Origin of the sequence: Tenacibaculum sp. MAR_2009_124, assembly GCF_900105455.1 — a bacterium.
In the GTDB taxonomy this organism is placed as follows: domain Bacteria; phylum Bacteroidota; class Bacteroidia; order Flavobacteriales; family Flavobacteriaceae; genus Polaribacter.
The window spans coordinates 1,257,099-1,279,178 of sequence record NZ_FNSF01000005.1; the positions used below are offsets into that span (position 1 = coordinate 1,257,099).

General features: G+C 34.2%; 6 protein-coding genes. All 6 read left to right on the forward strand.

Annotation, left to right across the window (positions count from 1 at the left end; all coding sequences use genetic code 11):
• The first annotated feature begins 1 nt into the window (after position 1).
• The 6 genes from BLW23_RS16315 to BLW23_RS16340 all read left to right on the forward strand — a co-directional run bounded on the left by BLW23_RS16315 (position 2) and on the right by BLW23_RS16340 (position 22,077).
• Positions 2-535 (forward strand): OmpH/Skp family outer membrane protein, encoded by a 534-nt coding sequence (locus BLW23_RS16315; protein WP_093671728.1) that lies wholly within the window; start codon positions 2-4, stop codon positions 533-535.
• A gap of 26 nt (positions 536-561) precedes the next feature.
• On the forward strand, positions 562-1,188 hold the full coding sequence (locus tag BLW23_RS16320) for a hypothetical protein (RefSeq protein WP_093671730.1): 627 nt from the start codon (positions 562-564) through the stop codon (positions 1,186-1,188).
• A gap of 138 nt (positions 1,189-1,326) precedes the next feature.
• Positions 1,327-7,437, forward strand: a complete 6,111-nt coding sequence (locus tag BLW23_RS16325) for a hypothetical protein (RefSeq protein WP_093671732.1) — start codon at positions 1,327-1,329, stop codon at positions 7,435-7,437.
• Positions 7,438-7,451: 14 nt separating this feature from the next.
• Entirely contained in the window at positions 7,452-10,928 is a 3,477-nt protein-coding gene (locus tag BLW23_RS16330) for a leucine-rich repeat domain-containing protein (protein ID WP_093671734.1), read from the forward strand.
• Positions 10,918-11,649 (forward strand): LolA3 family protein, encoded by a 732-nt coding sequence (locus tag BLW23_RS16335; RefSeq protein ID WP_093671736.1) that lies wholly within the window; start codon positions 10,918-10,920, stop codon positions 11,647-11,649. The genes BLW23_RS16330 and BLW23_RS16335 overlap by 11 nt, the downstream gene beginning before the upstream one ends.
• 18 nt (positions 11,650-11,667) lie before the next feature.
• Positions 11,668-22,077, forward strand: a complete 10,410-nt coding sequence (locus BLW23_RS16340; RefSeq protein ID WP_143032202.1) for an RHS repeat-associated core domain-containing protein — start codon at positions 11,668-11,670, stop codon at positions 22,075-22,077.
• Positions 22,078-22,080: the final 3 nt, after the last annotated feature.

A 22,080-nucleotide genomic window follows, 5' to 3' on the forward strand; every position in this document is an offset into this window, starting at 1 on the left:
AATGAAACAGATTAAAAAAAATAGTTGGAGTGTAATAAATAGTGTTTTTCTCATTGTGTTAGCTGTATTGTTTATTGTGATGAGTAATAGTAAGGAGAGGGTTGTTTATATTGATAATGTTAAGTTGTACAATGAATTCAATATGACTAAAGAGTTAGGAGATATAAATGAAAAAAAATATAAACCTCTTTTAGTTAAATTTGACAGCTTGGTGAATAACTTAAAAGGTTTGGAAGAGAAGTTGAACAATCAAAAAAAGATATCTAAAAAAGAAGAAGATGAGTATATGAAACTTAAGAGGTTTGTTGTTTCTGGAGATGCTGAAATTCAGGATTTAAGGGCGCAAGTTAAGATGGAAATCAATAAGAAAGTTTGGGAGCGATTAAACACTTATGTAAGAGAGTTTGGAAAAGAACGTGATTATGATGTTGTGTTAGGAGCGCAAGGTCAAGGTAATATAATGTATTCAAAAGAAGAGTTTAATGTTACAAATCAGTTTATTGAATACGCTAATTCAAAGTTTGAAGGAAATTAACTTTTATAAAATAAAAAAATAAAAAAATGAAAAAGATAGTTTATTTAATTTTAATTTTAATAGTTGCTTGTAAATCAAAAACACAATCGAAACAGGGAAGCAACTTTGTTGGAAACGGGGATGCCAATTCTAGTATTTCAGATTTTAAGTTGCATGATGAAGATAACTTTAAAGATGTTCGAAAGAGTTTTAATTTTTTAGGAGAGAGTTTTTTAGGGACTAAAAAAACAGTTTTTATTAACAATATGTTTTATTCTGCTTCAATTTTACCTAAAGAGTATTATATAAAAAAGCACTTAAAAAAGACAGACTCTCTAGATACTTACCTAAAGAAGTTGAAAAAAGAAGAGGTAATTCAATTTGATTTTCAGTACTTCAAAGGAGACGATTTGTTTAAGGATAAATCAGCGGAAGAGGTGGAAGAACTAGTGAAGTATTTATCGTTTAATATAAAGAATGATTTTTACGCCATTACCCAAAAAGGTGATACTATTCATACTTCAGGAGTTCTTTTTGAAAGAACTTTTAAGGTAACCCCTTATAAGAGATTACTATTGTATTTCAAGTTCCCTCAAGAACAAGAAAAAATGAAATTAGTATATTACGGAAAAGTGTTTGATAATCAGATAGTAAAATTTTTACTAGAAAAATAATTGATTTTTTTTTGAATAGATATTTGCTATGAACTAATAAAATTCTAATTTTGTACTAGAATTAATTGCTAGGAGTTTACTTCTAAAATTGTAAGAAAGATTATTAACAGATTGCTTAAATATTGCTAATTACTTATTATGAAAATTTCTAAGACTAGTAGAGCCAGTAAGGCTTTATCGGTGTACATGGCATTGAGTTTGATATTTCCTCAAACCTTTATTAACAGTGCCTTTGCCCTTACAGGAGGGCCGTCTCAACCCGAATTTAATGCTTTTACCCCCATAGGAACCACTGATATGGTTGATTTATCGTCAGGAGACTTCAATTATAACATTCCCATTATGGATGTAGGAGGATACCCACTTAATTTAGCTTATACTTCAGGAGTAAATATGGATCAAGAAGCTTCTTGGGTAGGTTTAGGTTGGAATCTAAATGTAGGACATATTAAAAGAAGTGTAAGAGGATTACCCGATGATTTCGATGGAAGCCAAGAGAATGGTGACCAAATGAGATATGAAAATAATTTTAAAGACAATAATACCTTTGGAGCCCATTTTGGTTTAGGCCCTGGATTTTTTGGGATTGGAGAAATCGGAGGTGTTGGTATAGGTTTAGGGGTAGAGTATAATAATTATACAGGTTTTACAGCCACTCCATCTTTAGGTGTTTCATTTAAATTGGGAAAACTAGCAACTGTAGGGTTAGATATTTCAGCGTCTGCTGTAGATGGACCAACGATAAGTCCGTCAGTAGGTTTATCAACTAAAATTAAGCAAAAAAACGGAACTAATAATGGAAGTGCAGGTGTAGGGTTATCCATAAATTCACGAAAGGCATTATCTTCTTTGAGTTTATCTGCAGGAGTGTATACAAATGAGAAAAAAAAGAAAGATGGTGTAGGAGCAGCAGGGTCTACAGGAGCTAGTATTTCATTTAATGATCATATGATCTTTACACCAACCAAAAGGGTGTCTACTACCTCCACACAATCAAAATTTAGTGGAGCAATAGGAGGCAAGGCTTTTGGTATCAAAGGAGAAGTTAAAGTAACTGGATATGGGTCAAGTCAAAAAATTCATCCTAATGAAAAAAACAAATATGTTTCCGCTTTTGGTTACGAAAATACTGAGAAAAATGAGAGGGATAGCATTAATGGCGTGTTAGATTTTGTAAGAGAAAAAGATCGTAATTTTAGTAAGCATACGACCATTTTACCGATAACAAACTATACCTATGATAACTATGTAGTGAATGGTCAGGGTGTTAGCGGGACCTTTAGACCTCATAGAGGTCAAATAGGATTTATAAATGATATGGCAGTTGCTGATATAGGTGATGGTACTACCTTTGGAGCTGAAGTTCAGGGGGGATGGATTTTTGCTTTTGGTATGGATTTTCAAAACACCAAAACGTATTCTGTATCAAGTAATTGGACTCAGAGAATGGGAAATAATGCTATTAATAAATTTAAAGATCAAACAAAGTCTCAAGGAGGAACTTATGAAAAAGTCTTTTTTAAGGACGATGGAGATATGAATGTTGATACTGAGCAACTTTCATCAGGGATGTTTTCAAATAGAAGTATTGGAGGTAATAAACCGGTTCGTTTAGGGATTTCTGGACGTAAATACAATAGAAATCTAACGAGTAACTATCATTACAAATCAAGCGCTTTATTTAGAATAAATAGCGCTAAGGTTCGTGAAAATCGTTTGCTTCGAAATCAAGTAATTCAAAAAGTTACACAGCAAGAAGCACAGCAATATTACAATGGTTTTTTTAGAACAAGTACATATGGAAAGCCGCACCATACTGCTGGATTTAATGTGTTAAAACCAGACGGTAGTCGATATGTTTATGGATTACCAGCGTATAATATTACTAAAAAAGAAGTAACCTTTGCAGTTCATCAAAGAGCAACTGTTGATGAAGAAAAAGGATTGGTATCATACACTAGTGATAGTGAAAATAGTGTTGAAAATGGAGCAGGAGTAGATAATTATTTTAATAGAATCACAACACCCGCACATGCACATTCGTATTTAATTACTTCTGTGTTGTCATCAGATTATGAAGATGTAACAGGTGACGGTCCTACCGATGATGATTTTGGTGCTTACACCAAGTTTAGTTATGAGCAACCTTATAGATATAATTGGCGAGTGCCATACACGCAAAATACGGCTACTTTCAATAGAGGTTTGTATTCACATCCCAACGATCAAAAGGGGAACTATATCTATGGAGAACGCGAGCAAGTTTATATAAATGAAATAGAAACCAAAACGCATATCGCTATATTTTCTTTGTCTGACAGAAAAGACGGTTATGGAGTTATAAATGAAAATGGAGGAAGGGGAAGTGCAACTACTAAAAGAATAGATAGTATTTCCTTATACTCTAAAAAAGAGTTTCGAGAATTAGGAACAAATGCTACTCCAATAAAGGTAGCTCATTTTGAATACGATTATTCGTTATGTAGAGGGATACCTAATAACTCTCGAATAAGTACTCCAGGAGAGTTAAATCAAGGAGGAAAGTTAACCTTAAAGAAGGTATACTTTACGTATCGAGATTCGCATATGGGAAGACATATGCCTTATGAGTTTGATTACGGGCAAATCGATACCGATGATGATGGTGTTTTTGATAAAACAATCAACCCTTCATACCATATTAAGGGCTATGATATATGGGGTAGTTTCAAGGTTAATAAAGGAAATGGAGGTAATTTGGACGGTGTTCCTTCGAATTCAGAGTTTCCGTATACCGAACAGATTTCTCAAACTAATGATCCGAACCAGAATACGGTGCATGAAAATTCTGTCGCTTGGTCTTTAACTACGGTACAGTTACCATCAGGAGGAGATTTAAAGTTAGATTATGAAGCAGATGATTATCAGTTTGTTCAAGATAAAAAAGTGATGCAGTTATTTCAAGTTACTGGAGTAGGTTCTGTTGAGCGCCCATCAGGTAATCAAATAACTAATAATGAATTGTATGGTCATTTTCGAGACAATAAATACATCTATATAAAAATACCAGAAGCATACAAAAATAAAGAAGCTGCTGATTTTATTGAAGGATTGGAAGAGGAGGCTATTTATTTTAAGTTTTTATTAAATATGACCAATAAGTATGCGTACCAATATGATTATGTTAGTGGCTATTTACATTTAGATGATTCACGATCCGTAACAAAGTTTACAGATAATGCTGATGAGTATTTAAGTATTCCGATGAAGTTTTTAAAATTGGATGGTAAAGATGGTGATGCTCCTATCAACCCAATATCAAAAGCAGGAATGTATTTTGGACGTAATAATATGAATCGTATCGTATTTCATGACGATGCCCAGTACGCCTCATCGCCAGATCCTACTGCTATAATAAAAGAGATAGTTGCCTCTATAGGAACTTATCTTGAAATAGGAAAAGGTCCGAATCAAGTATTACGAGGTAAGTCATGTGCTAGATATTTTAAACACAATAAGTCTTGGATTCGATTGTATAATCCTCTAGCAAAAAAATATGGAGGAGGTTTACGAATCAAGAAGCTTCAGATGAGCGATAATTGGGATATAATGACAGGAAATGATGGAGATCCATTATATAAAAAGTTTTATGGACAAGAATATGTATATAAAAATGCAGATAATACTTCAAGTGGGGTTGCTACCTTTGAGCCAAATAGCAGTAGAGAGAATCCTTTTGTAATTCCAGTCTATAGTGGGGAAACCACCGGAAGTGAGGCAGTTATTGCTCCAAAGGAGTCTAATTATGTTGAAAAACCAATAGGAGAGTCTTTCTACCCAGCGCCAACGGTTACGTATGGAAGAGTCATGGTTAAAAACTTAAGTCATGAAAATATTAGCAAACACGCCACAGGAAAGGTAGAACATCAATTTTATACCTCAAAAGATTTTCCAACCAAAACATCACGTACAGACTTAGAAAATGATAAAAGCTTACGAAATGATCCTGCACCTAGCACTGTTGGTAATCCTTTTAACTTTAGTGTAAAGCATCATTTAACAGCTTCACAAGGATTTGTAGTTGAGGCGAATAATATGAATGGCAAGCCTTTAGGGAATTGGGTGTATACAGAAACAGGAACTTCTCCAATTTCTGGAGTAAAGTATGAGTATGATTTGGAAGCGGATGGTTCATTAAGGAATACCCAACGTGTAATAAATAACCAAGGAAATATCTCAGAGGCTTCTTTGGGTGTAACCTATGATGTTGTTAATGATTTTAGATCAAATTATAACAAGCAAGTTACGGCAGGAGTAAATACAAATTTAGCAGGATTTTTAGCTGTTATATGGCCAGTATTAGTTCCTATTCCATTACCGAACTATGAAAGTCATGAAAATGTATTTCGTTCGGCAGTAACAACAAAAGTTATCAAGAGAAAAGGAATTTTAAAGAAGAAAATAGCGTACGATTTAGGTGCACAGGTATCAACAGAGAATTTAGCTTGGGATGCGGAATCAGGACAAGTATTAGTAACCAAAACAAAGAATGAATACGGCGATCATTATTACAATATCAATTATCCAGCATATTGGAAACACAATGGAATGGCTAGTGCCTCAAGGAACCTTGGAGTTTCGGGAGTGTTAAAAAAGGATAGTACTGGAAATACTTTTTCGCTTGGGGATAATAGTATTTCGGATTTTATTAATATCGGAGATGAATTGAATGGAATTATTACGGGCTTTAGGTTCAGTGGTGGTTTGGTACCGATTCCTTTACCTTATGTTGTTTCTAAAAAACTATGGGTTATAAAAAAGTTTGCAGTGGCAGGCTCAACCAAGTTTTTATTAATGGATCAACATGGTAAGCTTGTTAATGATTGTAATGTTGAAGATACAAAAGAATGGGTTGAAAACATACATTTTAAAATAGGTCGTTCTTCACATCGAAATTTACAATCAGCATCAATGGCAAGTATTACTACAAAGCAGAACCCAATTGTTGATCAAAACAACAATTATAGAAGTCAGTTACCTTCGTTTTTAAATAACAATCCTCAAGAAACGAAGATAATCAATGCAAGTGCAGTTGAGTATAGTGATTTTTGGAAGCCAGTAAATCAAAATAACAATAAGTATTTTGTGATGGATTCTTCAGTGTATATCAATGAGCAATTTGGAGAGTTGAATGAAGATAAGTTATTAGAAATTTATGATAATTATGACATCAATCCCTATGTTCATAATATAAGAGGTAATTGGAAAGCAAAGAAGTCATGGGCTTATTTAACAGGTAGATATCATTCGAATAATCCTAATACGAGAAGTGATGGGTATTTTACAAGCTTTGCTCCATTTTATTCGTACAACAATGGATGGGAGATCAATAGTAATGCGATTAATCAATATTCACCAACAAAATGGACTTTTGCCAGTGAGGTAACGCAATACGCACCCCAAGGAGTGGAGTTAGAGAATAAGGATGCATTGAATAGATATTCATCGGCTCAGTACGGATATAAGTATACTTTACCTACTGCAGTGGCTTCAAATACGGGGTATAAAGAATTAGGATATGACGGTTTTGAAGATTACGGAGGAATACAGAATGCGGAAGCAGATGTAAATTCAGTAGATCATTTTAGCTTTACAGACGCTTATGCTGTAAAAGGTGAAGGAGGTATTACCGATACAGAAGCACATACAGGAAGAAAGAGTATTGAAGTAAAACCTAGCAAGTCGGTTAGTTTAATAAAAAAGTTAAATGATGTCAACCCAGATGTAATTGAGGATTGTGTGACAACTGAAATACCTATTTCAGATGCTATCATTGAGAGTATTACTAGTAGAGATGGTGTCTGTTATGGAAATAGAAGAGGAGGCGGAAAAGATTTTACGATTTCAGGAACTCCAGGTCAAAATATAAAATTTAATATAAAAGCTTATTTAGGGGAGTATGCGGAGTTTGTAGATACTCGAATTAAGATAACAAGTAGTGATTTTAATCAAACCCTTTTTCAAAAACAGGATACTTCCGAAAACCAAGGAGATAAGGAGTATAATTATAGTTTTACTATAGGGAGTTCGGGTAAAGCTTATGTTCAGTTTGATGTATGCACTGGGAATTGTAAAAGTGGGCCAGGAAATATTTTACAAGATATAACAGTTAAAGGAACTTTTACCTTGTATAAATCGGATAATACTACGCTAAATTATTCACAAAGTGTTTTGAATGAAAGCGCATGTGATACAATGATTGGAGAATAAGTTATAAAAAAGATATGTCTACTAGAAAAAATAAAAATAATCATATTTTAATTTGGGTATTTATGTTGTTATTTACAACCATTGTAAACGCTCAAGATTTAAAAGAGATAATTTGTAATAGCGAGGCTATTTACGAAGTAAAAGCAGAAAATATAACAGAGAATTCGGTCATTATAAATTGGTTTAGCATAGCGGATTCTGATGACTTTGTTATAGTATATGGATTAAAAGGATTTAAACCAAGAAATAAAAAGCAACGAATAGGTAAAATTCGCTCACGTCATAATACAGAGCTTTTTACAGGATTGTCTCCTGAAACCGTTTATGATTTTTATATAAAATTGAAGTGTCAAAAAGGTCGTTTTTTTAAACGTATTAGAGTAAAAACCTTAAAGTCTAGTGAAATAGCGAAAGTTTCGACATTTTCTACTAGGATGGCACGTTCTATGAGTACTTTGTCTAGTACATTAGAGCAAGAAAAGCAAGCGTTGTGGGATTTTTATAATACAACAAATGGAACTCAATGGAGAAATACCACTTCAAATAGAAAGCCTTGGTCACTCAGTATTCCTGTTTCCGATTGGCATGGGATTACTGTGGATGCCGATGGGCATGTGACTAAAATTAATTTGGGGTCAAATAATTTAGTAGGAACAATTCCATCATCTATTTCAAAATTAACAAGATTAACTTACCTGAACTTACCGTATAATAAAATAAGTAGTATCCCTGCTGAAATAGGTAATTTAAATGAGGTAACATGGCTTCAGTTAACTAGAAATCAAATTACTCAATTACCAGTTGAGGTTTTTAACTTGACGAAGTTGACACACTTATTTCTTGATTATAATAAAATCATGGTACTTCCAGCGGAAATAGGAAAATTAGTAAATCTTAAACAGTTTAATTTTTCAGGCAATGCGATATCGGTATTGCCAAGTACAATCGGAGACTTATCAAGTTTGACAACGCTTAATTTGGCTAGCACAAAATTATCAGGACCTTTTCCTAATGATTTATTAAGATTAAATAATTTAGGAATTTTAAATATTCATAGAAACAACTTTACAGGTTCAATTCCTGAAGGTATAGGTAACATGGTGAACTTACATTCTGTTTATTTGAATTTTAATAAGTTTACAGGGGCAATACCTTTGTCTATAGTAAATCTTACTAGACTTGGATATTTACATCTACATGGTAATGAATTATCAGGGGATTTGAGTCATATTAACTGGTCAGGCTTAATTAATTTAAGCTCTTTAAATCTTGGGGCGAATAAATTTAGTGGAAAAATTCCTGTTCAATTAGGAACGCTTTCGAAACTAAGATATTTGAATCTAGGAAGAAATCAACTTACAGGTGAGGTTCCATTAGAACTACAAGGATTAGTTAACTTATCGGGGATGTATTTATTTGATAATCATTTTTCTGGAGGGCTTCCAAATATATTTGGAAGTTTATTAAAACTTCAAACCTTGACAATAAATAAGAATAATTTTGAAGGGGTACTTCCTGCTTCTTTGTCTCAAATACCGAACTTGAGATATCTCCGAATAATGGATAACAATTTTAAGGGGAAACTGCCATTTAATTCTACTTCAAATAAATTTCAATGGTTACATATAGAAGGTAATAAATATGTTTTTAATGATTTAGAAAGTGATTTTCCAGGATATAGTTCTTTGGGTAGAAATTTTAAATATACACCTCAGAAAAAAGTAGATTCGATTTTGGAGGAGTCGCAAGAAGTAGGTAAAACAGTTACTTTAACTAGTAATGATCTAACTAGCGTAAATAACAGCTACCAATGGTACAAGGATGGCGTACTTATACCAGGAGCAACAAATAAAGATTTGGTTTTGAATAATGTTCAGGAGTCGGCCGCAGGTGTGTATCATTTTACGGCAACCAATAGTGTTGTTACTGGGTTAACTCTAGAGCGTCATCCAATAACATTAATAGTATCTGTGCCAAAATGTCAAGTTTCGGAAGCTGAGAAGAATGCTTTATGGAGTTTTTATACGTCTACCAATGGAGCTAATTGGAAGAATACAGTTTCAGGGAATAAGCCATGGAGTTTAGGGGTTCCTGTTTGTGATTGGTATGGAGTAACAGTTGGAGTTGATAATAAAGTGGTAGAGTTAAAACTTACAAGTAATAATGTATCAGGTACTATTCCTAGTGAGATCGGTAATCTATCGAGTTTAAGTGTTTTAGACTTACGAAGTAATTTGATATCAGGAGTTTCAACAGGTATAGGGAGCCTTTTAAGTTTAAAGAAGTTGTATTTGTATGAAAATCAATTAACAGTACTTCCAGAGAGTATTGGTAATTTATCAAGTTTGGAGACTTTTTATTTAAACAGAAACCAAATCACGGTACTACCAGAGAGTATAGGGAACTTAACAAATCTTAAAACTTTAGCAGCTCATGAGAATCTATTGACTTCTTTACCTACAAGTATTAATACACTTACTAAGTTGAAGTTTTTATATATCAATAAAAATAAGCTCTCAGGAAGTATTCCGATAAGTAATACGGTTTTGATTAATACATTACTAGAGTTTGTTTTTAGTGATAATTATTTAGTTTTTTCAGATTTTGAGAGTAATCACACGAATTATAAGACAGAGATTTCGAGATATATTTATTCACCTCAAGCGAAGGTTGATGTTGTAGAGGAAAAAGTAGTTCAATCAGGGAGGTCTATTACTTTATCTAGTACTGATTTAACTAGTTCTAATAATAGTTATCAATGGTTTAAGAATGGGGTAGCTATATCAGGAGCAACAAGTAAAGACTTGGTATTAAACAATGTTCAGGAGTCGGCCGCAGGTGTGTATCATTTTACGGCAACCAATAGTGTTGTTACTGGGTTAACTCTAGAGCGTCGTCCAATTACTTTATTTGTGTCAGAGACACCTGTAATTACTCCAGTGCCATTAGCTACTATTGAGAGCACACATGCTGGATCTTTCCGTCCTGTTTATGAGAAGAAGTATATGATTAGTGGTTGGGTAAAGGAGAAGAATGTAGCAGGAATCAAGTCATCTAATTATACAAGTTCGGCGATTCGATTGTATACCGTTGGTTTGGCGTCAGGAAGTTTAGAGGAACCTGTGTTTATAGGAGATTTTCACCCTACAGGCGATATTATTGATGGTTGGCAACGCATCGAAGGTATTTTTAAGATCAATAGTTATCAGAGTTCAGATCAAACCGCAGTAAATAACTTGGTGATAGAGTTAAAAAACACTTCAGCGGATGTAACGAGTTATTTTGATGATATCCGTATTTATCCATTTAATGGAAGTATGAAGAGTTTTGTTTACGACGATGATACGAAGAAACTCATGGCAGAGTTGGATGAGAATAACTATGCTACATATTATGAGTATGATAAAGAAGGCGGTTTGGTACGCGTAAAGAAGGAAACAAAGAAAGGAATATTTACAATTCAAGAAACAAGATCGAGCAATGCGAAGTAATAATAGTAGAAGAGTAATATTACAGATAGGATTGTTTTTATTGTTTTTTCTAACTGTTAGAGGATATGCACAAAGGAGTAAGGCGTCCGCACTTATGGATAGGTACGCTGCATCCCTTAAGACACATAAGGAATATCAGGTAACCATAAGTTACCAGATTTATAAAGGTTCAGAATCAACAACACCCCATGATAGTGTCACGGGTATTTTGTATAAAAGCCAAGGGAATACTTATAGTAATATGGGAGAGGCAGAAATTATAAGTACAGGGTCAAATTATATCAAGATCAATCATAAAGAGAAGGCGATGCTTTTAAGCCAGCCTTTAGCCAATGCAAATCAATACGATATTAATTTAGTAGAGCTTTATAAATATCTTGATGTTAGTTTACTAAAAGAGACAGAGAGTTTTTATCGATTGGAATTTAAACCTAAAGGTTTAACACAATTACCATTTAGTTCTCTCATTATAGATTTAGATAAGAAGACTTACTTAATCAAGCGTCAATTGTTTAAATACTTTTCGAAGATGAATTTTTCGAAGGATTACCAGAACCCTGATTATGATCATTACAAGTTAGAGATTGTTTATGAGAGTTACCGGATGTCGAATTTTTCAATATCGAAGAAAGCTTTTGATGTTGGTAGTTATATAAAGGATGTAAAAGGAAAAAAAGTTGTTGGCCCGAAGTATAAGGGTTATGAATTAGTAAAAATATAAAGGGAAAAAATTACTATGATGCAAAAAATAAAATTACAGTTATTCCATTTTCTACTCTTGTTTTTGATTGGATTTACTTCCTTTTCTCAAGAACTAGTTGAATTAAATAAGGAGTTAAAGAGCTCGATAGATTTTATAAGTAGTACAGAATCTAAAGTTTTGTCATATAAGACATTTGTGGAGGTTGGTATAATAAATGATCAAGCTCCATTTGAGGATATCACTACAACGGTTCAATTAAGAGTAACCAAGCTCGATGCGTTTGGTACCCCACAAACAGATGCTGCCTCGACCTATGAAACGACATTAAGGGTTGAAGGGAATCAGGTTGATAAGAATAAGGTTTTACATGATAAGGTAGTACATAAAATATCGTCTTTTGCAGCAGATGTGATCGTTACAGGAGTTAGTTATGTTGATAGTTCAGGAACGGTTATAGGAAACCCTGGAAATGTTTATATCAAGGCATGGTCAGAACACGATATTGTTCATCCTATATCAGAGAATCCTAATTATAGCTTAGTTGTAGCACCATCGGACAATAATACAAAGGTTGAATTTCGATGGTTACCTGTTTTAGGAGCAGAGGAGTATCATTTAGAATGGACATGGGTTGATAACTATAAGAAAGAAGTTACAGATGTTACAGTTATAGAGCCAGTAGCTTTACCATTTACAGATAAAGATTTTTCCTACAATAACTCACGAATTCAAACAAAGAGCACAAGTTACAAGATTCCTAATATTTATAATTCGGGATATGTTTTAGCAAGAGTAAGAGCAGTGGGGCGTTTTGTAGACAATCCAACAGTTACTTATACTGCTAATTGGAGTGGATCAAATGCAGCAAAAAGCGCGGTTGCAGATTGGCCAAATACGGCTGTGTCAAGTCATGATGAGTCAAGAAAGAACTGGCAGCTTCAAATGTCTTTTGCAGAAGAAGGAAAGAAGAAAGAAGTGATTAGTTATTTTGATGGAACTTTACGTAACCGTCAAACAGTTACCAAGATAAACAGTACAGACAAGGCAGTTGTAGGAGAAGTTATTTATGATTATCAAGGTCGTCCAGCAGTAGAGGTTTTACCTGTACCAGTGGCTAGTGATACATTGAAGTATTATGATAGTTTTAATTTAAACAATAGCAACTCGGTTTATACCTATAGAGATTTTGATTTAGATTTACCGAACTGTGCTACACCACGTTCGGAGATGTCAACAAGTAAAGGGGCAAGTAAGTATTATTCAGCCAATGTATTGGAAGATACGACCAACAGATGGCAGAATTTTGTTGCAGATGCGAAAGGATTTCCATTTTCACAAATAGAATATACCCCAGATAATACAGGAAGGATTCGAAGAAAAGGAGGTGTAGGAGATACACATCAATTGGGAACGGATCATGAGATGAAATACTTTTATGAAACACCAATGAGTCGTGAAGAACTTACTCGATTATTTGGAGACGTTAATGTAGGTGATTTAAAGCATTACAAGAAAAATACAGTTATAGATCCTAATGGTCAGGCCAGTGTTAGTTATATTGATGCACAAGGGCGTACTATTGCTACAGCCTTAAAAGGGAATTCACCAGATGCATTAAAACCCTTAGAGGATGAAATAGATTCGCTAGGGGTATTACACAAAACCCTTACGGCGGATATTTTAAACAATAGATCAACCAGTTCTTATAGCCCATCGAATTTAGACGATACATTACTCTCAACCAAGGAGGTTATAGCAACAGAAGATGGAACTCAATTCACCTTCAACTACAATTTTAACAAGGATACTAATTATGTGATTCAGTGTGATACGTTAAACACAGAGAATTACAAGTTTGTATATGATTTCGGATTTTCAGTAAAAGACGAATGTGGTACAGAGTATATAGCTTCCTATGTAGATTCTATCCAAAGAAATCAAATAATAGATGCAACAGGAGTTACAGAGAATTTCCAGTTGAGTAATCTTAAGATTGGAACCTATTCTGTGACTAAAAAGCTACAAGTAAATAAGGATTCTTTAAACTATTTTGCAGATCAATATATTGAAAGTTTAAAAGATAGCACGAGCACGTGTTATGTAGATCCAAATGCTTTTGCAACCAATATATCTTTAGCAGGATGTTTGGATGTATGTCAGCTATGTATTTTTGACTATGGTATTGAAATGACGATCTATCGTAAAGATGATAATAATAATTATATACCTTATGATTCTTTTAATACCTATATAGAAAGACAAAACAGTTTTGTGTTAGATAGATTAGCGCAGCCAGACAAGTATCCTAATGAAAGTATTCGTTATAATGCCGATGGAGAATTGGAATGGGATAATTTAAGTTTAAATGTATTTAACTTAAAACAGAATGAGTTATGGGCTATTCAGGATTTTAATGAGAATATTACTTATGAATATACGGCAGAGGCTTATGATGCTGCTCAAAGAGAGTATGTAAAAGATTTATTAAATACGTATTTTGATATTGATGCGAGTAACCCGAGTAGCCTTGGTTTTGAATATCAAGGAACTGTATTACAGGTTCCAAGTACTTTAACAAATACCCAAGCAACTTTAGCACGAAATTTAGAGAAGACCTATCAACAACAATTTGAAGAAGGTGTGGCGGCTTGTGAGGCTTCATGTAGAGATTATCAGATGGAGTTTGATGGGTGTGACATCAATAAAGAATTGATTTTTGGAGATTTAAAGCCTGGAGGTCAATATGGACAAACAGAAGAAAATGGAGATGGTTGGGAACTTAGTGTTTTCAATGAAAATAATATATTACCTATAGTAAATATTAGTTCCCCATTCTCAACTCCAAAAACATGGAGGTATCCTTTATATAGATATTATAAAGATGAGTATGGAAATCCTTTTTTGATTGAATTAGATGAGAATAACAAACCCGAAACCTTAGTTGAAAATGATCATGAGGTTATTGATGGTAAGAAGTATGTACGTCCTCATAAGTTGAAACGTTTAGATGATTTTCTAAGATATTGGCAAGATTCATGGGCAGAGCAGCTTAGATTTAACCACCCAGAGCATATATATTACAGTTATTCGCAAGTATTATGTCATAAGCGTAATGTTAGTGTATATAATTCAGTGATTCAAGGAAACAGAGATATTCAGTTGAATACTTATGGATACGATTCATATCTTAATCAAATCGAGTCTTATGCACTAGCAAAAGATGCTGGTTTAACAGCTGGGTTGACTACTTTACAAGATAAGGATCCATATTTTAAATTGATCTTATCTATGCAAGGAGCCTATGATGAGCAGCGTAGAGATCAGAGAAATCGAATAATGACTTCTGCATTTACTAAGTATGACGGTATGAGTCGTAATGGTATTGATATTGGTATGTTACAAGCGGCTTATATTACGGTTACACATAATGGTCTTACCGATTTTACGCCTGTATCCAATTTTAGTTGGTCAACAGTTGATGCTCTTGCTTCTGATGCTATAAAGAATAAAATATGGATTACCTACCGAAGCTTTTATATAGGATTGAAACATAAAATTCAACATGTTTTCTTGAGCCATTATGTTCATAGTTTATCTGCAGCGGGAAACAGAAGTTTCTTAAATGATTGTATAGGAGAAGGAGACGGCACAGTTAGAAACTATTTAAAAGTTTTGTCAGCCTATGATGTTGAAAGTAGTTTAGTTTTTGCTACAGACAGGACTTATTATTGTCAAGGTAGCGCATTATGGAAAACTCGCCAAAAGCGTTTTATCCCTATTGATAATTTATATGATTCTCAATCGGACCCTCAAACTGTTTTAGATGAGAACCAAGCAGAGGGTAGTTATAACCAATATGCAGAGACAGGAAAGTGTCCAAAAGCCTTTGATTTAGAGTACACCTTAGATGGTATTGTAAATGATGAAGTAAGTGATCAAAATGGCCAGAAATTAGCATTGAACGGATTTGATGTTGTTTATAGAGGGCAGTACGTAACCAGAAGTATATTTGAAGGAGTGCATGGTCAAGATTTTGAAAACATACCATCACAGAGTCAAATTTCTTTAGAAAGTGTAAATACAGGAGAACACACTCGTTCGATTAAAATTGACGATAAAGAAATCTGTGTTTTAGATATTAGTGCAACAGGATTAAGCTGGAGTAATTATAGTGTTAGTGGTAATAGTGGATGGTTAGTACAAAACTTTGAAAACGTATTTTATGATGGTTATGAGGAGCAGGCTGATGGAAGTATTTTGTATAAATTCGAGGTTCTAGCAAAGGTTATTGACGGACAACGTCCAAGAGATTATGTATTTACAGGAACCACCAAATTAGCTATTGGAGAATGTCAATTTGTAAATAGTAGCGCAGGAATAGATACAGCAGGTATTGGAGAAATTATAGTACTCCCTAATGATAGCATTTTAAACGTTGATGTTTGTGATACATGTGGAGAAAATGCTACAGGGCAAGATTTAGATAAGGACGGCGTAGACGATGGTTGTGATATTTGTCCACCAGACCCACAAAATCCTAATGCAAATACGTATAATCCAAGTCAACTTGATACAGATGGTGATGGTATAGGTAATCTATGTGATGAGAGTTGTGATGATAGTACAGGATTGGATTATGACAAAGATGGCATACGAATATGTGATAACTGTCCTAGGAAATATAATCCGGGCCAGTTAGATACAGATCAAGATGGCGTTGGTGATGCTTGTGATAACTGCCCAACTAAGGCAAATACAGATCAGTTAGATTCAGATGATGATGGTATTGGTGATGTTTGTGATTTGAATGCCCCCGATTGTGTTGTTGAACATCAGAATATTCCGATAATGATAAATCATTTTGAAAGAATATTAATAGATTTATTCCCTAATAATATTCCTGCTTCGACCGAAACTTCGATTGAAATTACTTCGGGTCCAATAGATAGTTTTGTAGTAGATTTTAATTTAGGAGAATCATATCAACAAAACTTTTTAATAAAAACATATAGAACTTATTATAACCTCGATTCGCCTAATCAAATTAAGATTCATTATTCACCTCTTACAGGAATTTATGGACTTGATAGGAGTGAAGAAGCCGTATGGCTTTATTTCGAGTTCGCAACTGATAGTAATGATTTTAATCTTTCTGATATTTTAAGTGTAAATGAAATTAGAGGATATGAGTTTAATGAGTTTGGTAGAATTTTAATGAATTTAATTTTGACAAAGAAGGATGGGAGTATAATCTATGCTTCATGTTCTTTTGCTATTGGTCATAAACAACCAGGTACCTTAGGTACTTATCGTAGTGATGATACTTGCAATATAATAAATAAACAATGGAATCATTTTGGAGCCTCTGTGACTACTAGATCTTCTTTAGATATAGTTAATAACAATGAGAATATTTTTTATGGGAAGTTAATTTCTAGGAATAATATTGAAGAAATCCCAGTTACATTTTCAATTCCTACACCAGAAGAACCAGTAGAAGAAAACCCAGATGAGATTACTTTACCTGATTGTAATTGTATTCCACAACCCGTTGAACCAGTGAGTTGTGATAACGAATATGCGAGGTTTGTTCAAGAGTTGGGTGTTGTTGAACGAACTGTAGATGATGGTTATGGAGGTACCTTTAAAGTAATGGGTACAAACATTGAAGGCTATACATTAAGTAATGACTTTAAGGATTTAGACCTACCAGAGTACCCCTTAGTTAACGAAGGAAGAGATTATTTCTGTGCGATGAATTTCGGATACATTATCAATGATTATCTGAATTATTTAGAGGTAATGCTTCCATTAGATACAGAAGTAACCGTTCAGCGTTCTATTGATAATAAGTATTTTGTATCTCTTAATGATTTTGGAAACACCTATTTAAATTACGGGTATGATAAAATGGCATCGGTAATTTCAAGTTATAGAGATTACTTACTGGATCCTAATATTACAGATAAGAGAGGTTGGGTAAACTATGTAAATATTGTTTACAGAAAAGCCAATCCAAAGGTTTGTCCACCGAAAGCTTTGGTACCAACGGAAGTTGAAGGGATCCCCTTACGAGACACCTGTCTTGATTTGGCGGAGAATTTATCGAGTACCAATACTAATGAGAATTACTTAAACTATTTAGCTCAAGAGAGAAAGCGTTTTATTCGTGAATACACAACTGAGGCATTAGCAGCAGCTAAAGAAAATTTAACTGTAGAGTATAAGGATAAGGAGTATCAATACACATTATATTATTATGATCAAGCGGGTAACTTAGTACAAACAGTTCCACCAGAAGGAGTCGATAGAGTAACGCAACAGCATATCTATAAAACTCAGTATCGATACAATTCATTAAATCAATTGGTATGGCAAAGAACTCCAGATGGAGGAGATACGGCATTTGCTTATGATGATTTAGGACGTATTATAGCATCGCGAAATGCAAAACAATTGGCAGATGGTGGATCGGGAGGTCAATTTAGTTATACAAAATATGATGATTTAGGTCGTATAGTAGAAGCAGGAGAGTTAACGGTTTCTAATGGAACAACTAATATTGGTTATGGTATTAATAACCAAGGGAAGTTGTTAAAGATACAAGGAACACGAACCGAAATTGTTAATAGTTTTGATCAGACCAATATTATTAAGAAAGAAGTAACTAGAACAATTTACGATTTCTTACCAGAGGGAGCTGAAGCACCAATTACACAAAGTAATTTACGTAATAGAGTAGCAGCGGTCTTGTATTATGAGGTTGATCAGGAAGACCGTAACATCACCCAATACGATAATGCTATATACTACAGTTATGATGTTCATGGAAATGTAGAAAAAATAGCGACAAAGATTAATGATGCTATCCTTGTTAGTTTAGGACAAAGTACTAAGATTGTAACCTATGATTACGATTTAATCAGTGGAAATGTGAATCAGGTGATATACCAACCAGAGCATAAAGATCAGTTTATACATAAATATGAATACGATGCAGATAATAGAATTGTAAATGTACAAACTTCACGTGATGGGATACTTTGGGACAAAGATGCAGATTATAAGTATTATGAACATGGACCATTAGCCAGAACAGTACTAGGAGACAAACAAGTACAAGGGTTAGATTATGTATACACCTTACAAGGCTGGTTAAAATCTGTTAACGGAGAAGCTTTAACACCAGAGGCCGATTTTGGAAAAGATGGATTGGCAAATAAAGTAGGAAAGGATGTTTATGGATATTCATTATCATACTTTAATCAGGACTATAAAGCAAGAAAGGCGAATGCTGCAGATTATTTAAAGGTAACTAGCAGTACCACTTTGCCACATAGTACCAAGGATTTATACAATGGTAATATCAAGGCAATGGTTACCAATATGCAAGATTTAGATAATAAAGCATTACCAACGGCATATAACCATTACCAATACGATCAGTTGAACCGTATTAAAAACATGAAGTCACATTTAATAGGAGCTTCAGGAACTACTAATATTGAGAGTTCTTATGGATACGATCGTAATGGAAACTTAGAAACGTTAACCAGAACAGCATTAAAGTCTGATGGCAGTACAGCCATCATGGATAACCTGAGTTATAAGTACGATAATACATCAAATACAGGGGGTAAAAACAATCAGTTAACCTTGGTAAAGGATGCAGCCAACGCTACTATTTTTAGTTCGGATATTGATGATCAAGAGAATGTGTTAGTGTCCTTAGGAATTAACTACTCTGCAGCAGACTCAAATACACATAACTATAAATACGATGCCATAGGGCAGTTAGTAAAGGATGAAACCCAAGGCATTGAAAATATAGAATGGAGTGTAAGCGGTAAAGTAAAATCGATTCAGAAGAAAGTAGGTGTTTACACACAAACTATTAGTTTTGCGTATGATGGATTAGGAAACCGTATTTCAAAGACTAATAGTGGTATTGGTCGAAGTGCTTCTCCAGTAACAACTTATTATGTACGAGATGCCCAAGGGAATGTGATGGCAGTTTACAAGAAGTCATTCCAAAATGATCAAAACAAATTACATTTAGAAGAACACCATTTATATGGAAGTTCACGATTGGGAATCCTTACGGATGCTTTAGAGTTAGATAATACGAAGAAGAACACTGTAGCAGAAAACCTATACTTAAACGGAGAAGAAGTAACAGGAGGAGTTACCAAAGAGGCCATTAATGCCATTGTGGTATCTAATCAGAGTCCATATACAGTAAATGGAACGGCAACGGGAAGTTATACTGCTGGAAATATGATTCAATTGTTACCAGGATCAAGTATTATTCATGGAGCAGATGTAAGTTTAAAAACAAGTACAGAACTGGCAAGTATCATTCCAGACAATCAATATGTACGTGAGGTAGGAAACAAGCGTTATGAGTTAAGCAATCACTTAGGAAATGTAATCAATGTAATTACAGATCGTAAGTTGGTAGCAGAGCCAGAAGCAACGATTAGTTACCAAGAGTATGCTACAATCAGAAATGTAAGATGGGACGATGGAGAGGTTGACGGAGCAAGCTTATTAATTTTAGACCCATTACCACAAATGGGAGGAGTTATTGATATAGAACCAGGTAAATATAGAGTACGTTTTACTTATACAAACAATAATGGAGGGGCAGCACCTAACTTTGTAGTGTCTACTGATACAAACCATCAGAATACTGCAACGAATCTGTATGAGGCAGTTGCAGTACAAGAAGCATCGGCATTATTTGAAGCAACGGACTTCCAAAACATACACTTTATTTTGTATCCATCGGATGGCAATAGTGTTACAGGAACGATTGATAATTTTATAATAGAGAAAGAGGTAGCACAAGCAGCTGGAGCAGTAGCAAGTACTACCACCGTAACAACAGGAGCAGCTAATGCTACGGTAGTAGCTACAGGATTTGAAGTAATAGGATGGCAAGGAGCAGAGCCAGATGGACCAGTATTAATGCTAATGCCAGAAGGAGGACAACCTACTATCGGGTCTTATGATCATGAGCCAGGAAGTTATCGAATGAATTTTGATGTGACTGATTTGTTAAAGACTGGTGATATCACCATTGCAATGTCTACAGATACCAATCCAAGTAATACAGCAGCATTTGTTTATCAAGGAAACTTAAACTTAGGTAATCAAACCTTGGAGTATTCGGTGAATGATTATCAGGTATTACACTTGTTGATATTCTCGGCAGACAATGGCTTTACAGGAACATTTGAGAACTTCTTATTAGAAAAAGTAAGTACAGATACCACAACAGGAGGAAATACCAATAGAGTTATCGCAGAAAATACTATATTTACATCAGAGGTAGTTGCTTATAATGATTACTATCCTTTTGGTATGCTCGTACCTAATAGACATGGACAAGCAGATTCTTACCGTTATGGCTTTAATGGTATGGAAAAGGATGACGAGTTGAAAGGAGAAGGGAATAGTTATACTACCTATTATAGACAATATGATCCAAGAATAGGAAGATGGTTGAGTATGGATCCTGTTGATATTACGGGAGAATCACCTTATGCTTCTATGTTAAACAATCCAACATTATATAATGATGTTGATGGAGATTGTCCTCCTTGTTTGGTTTATTTAGCTTATCTGGCCACCGTTGAAGGTGCTTTTGCTTTGACGGCTACAGTTGCAACCTCTGCATATATTATACAGAACCAGGAACAGATAAGTGAAGGGGCAAGAGGTTTGACTAATTCTATGATTGATTTAATGAATGTAGAAGCTCCTTCCATTGTTCCCGGTACTTTTACTCCAGGACCAAAAGCTGGTTTACAAGTTGAAACTTTTCCAGCAGTTTCGGATAAATTGACACAAGAGTTAATGGAGAAAGTGCTGCCTGTTAAAGATAATATCCCTTCTTTTAGAGGTGGTATGGATTTGCCGGTACTTGAGAGTGCAGCTACTATTGCAACTATTCCTACTTTTAACGATGATGCATTTTCAAATACAGTTTTAAGTGCTGTAAATGCTGGTAATGTGGGTCTTAGACCTAGTGATTTTGGAATATCAACATTAGCTGAAAATGAGCAGTATTTAAATATATGGAATTCAACATTAAGAGATTTGGCAGCCAAGGAAAACCTCTACAGTGAGTACCTTAATAATCTTGAAAATGGTGTTGAAATGGATGCAGGTTATTTAGGAGATGTTTTCAAGTCGGTTAGATCAGCTTTCAAATATAGAGCGGCAAAAGAAGGGGTAGAGATTAAAGGACAAATTCATCATTGGAATTATTCTAAAGATAAATTTGCGGATCAAGTACTTAATGCTCAAAATTTAACTATACCAATAAGTCGAGCATTACATACAGAGATACATAGAGCAACGAGTTCAAGTAGTAATATATGGAAAGGACCAGTAGCTCCAGAGCATGAGATACCAATTAATAATACCAAAATAAAATAATAA

Bases quoted from the DNA above. Each gene is read 5' to 3' on its own strand.
- BLW23_RS16315 (WP_093671728.1), top strand. From the start codon at position 2: ATGAAACAGATTAAAAAAAATAGTTGGAGTGTAATAAATAGTGTTTTT.
- BLW23_RS16320 (WP_093671730.1), top strand. From the start codon at position 562: ATGAAAAAGATAGTTTATTTAATTTTAATTTTAATAGTTGCTTGTAAA.
- BLW23_RS16325 (WP_093671732.1), top strand. From the start codon at position 1,327: ATGAAAATTTCTAAGACTAGTAGAGCCAGTAAGGCTTTATCGGTGTAC.
- BLW23_RS16330 (WP_093671734.1), top strand. From the start codon at position 7,452: ATGTCTACTAGAAAAAATAAAAATAATCATATTTTAATTTGGGTATTT.
- BLW23_RS16335 (WP_093671736.1), top strand. From the start codon at position 10,918: ATGCGAAGTAATAATAGTAGAAGAGTAATATTACAGATAGGATTGTTT.
- BLW23_RS16340 (WP_143032202.1), top strand. From the start codon at position 11,668: ATGCAAAAAATAAAATTACAGTTATTCCATTTTCTACTCTTGTTTTTG.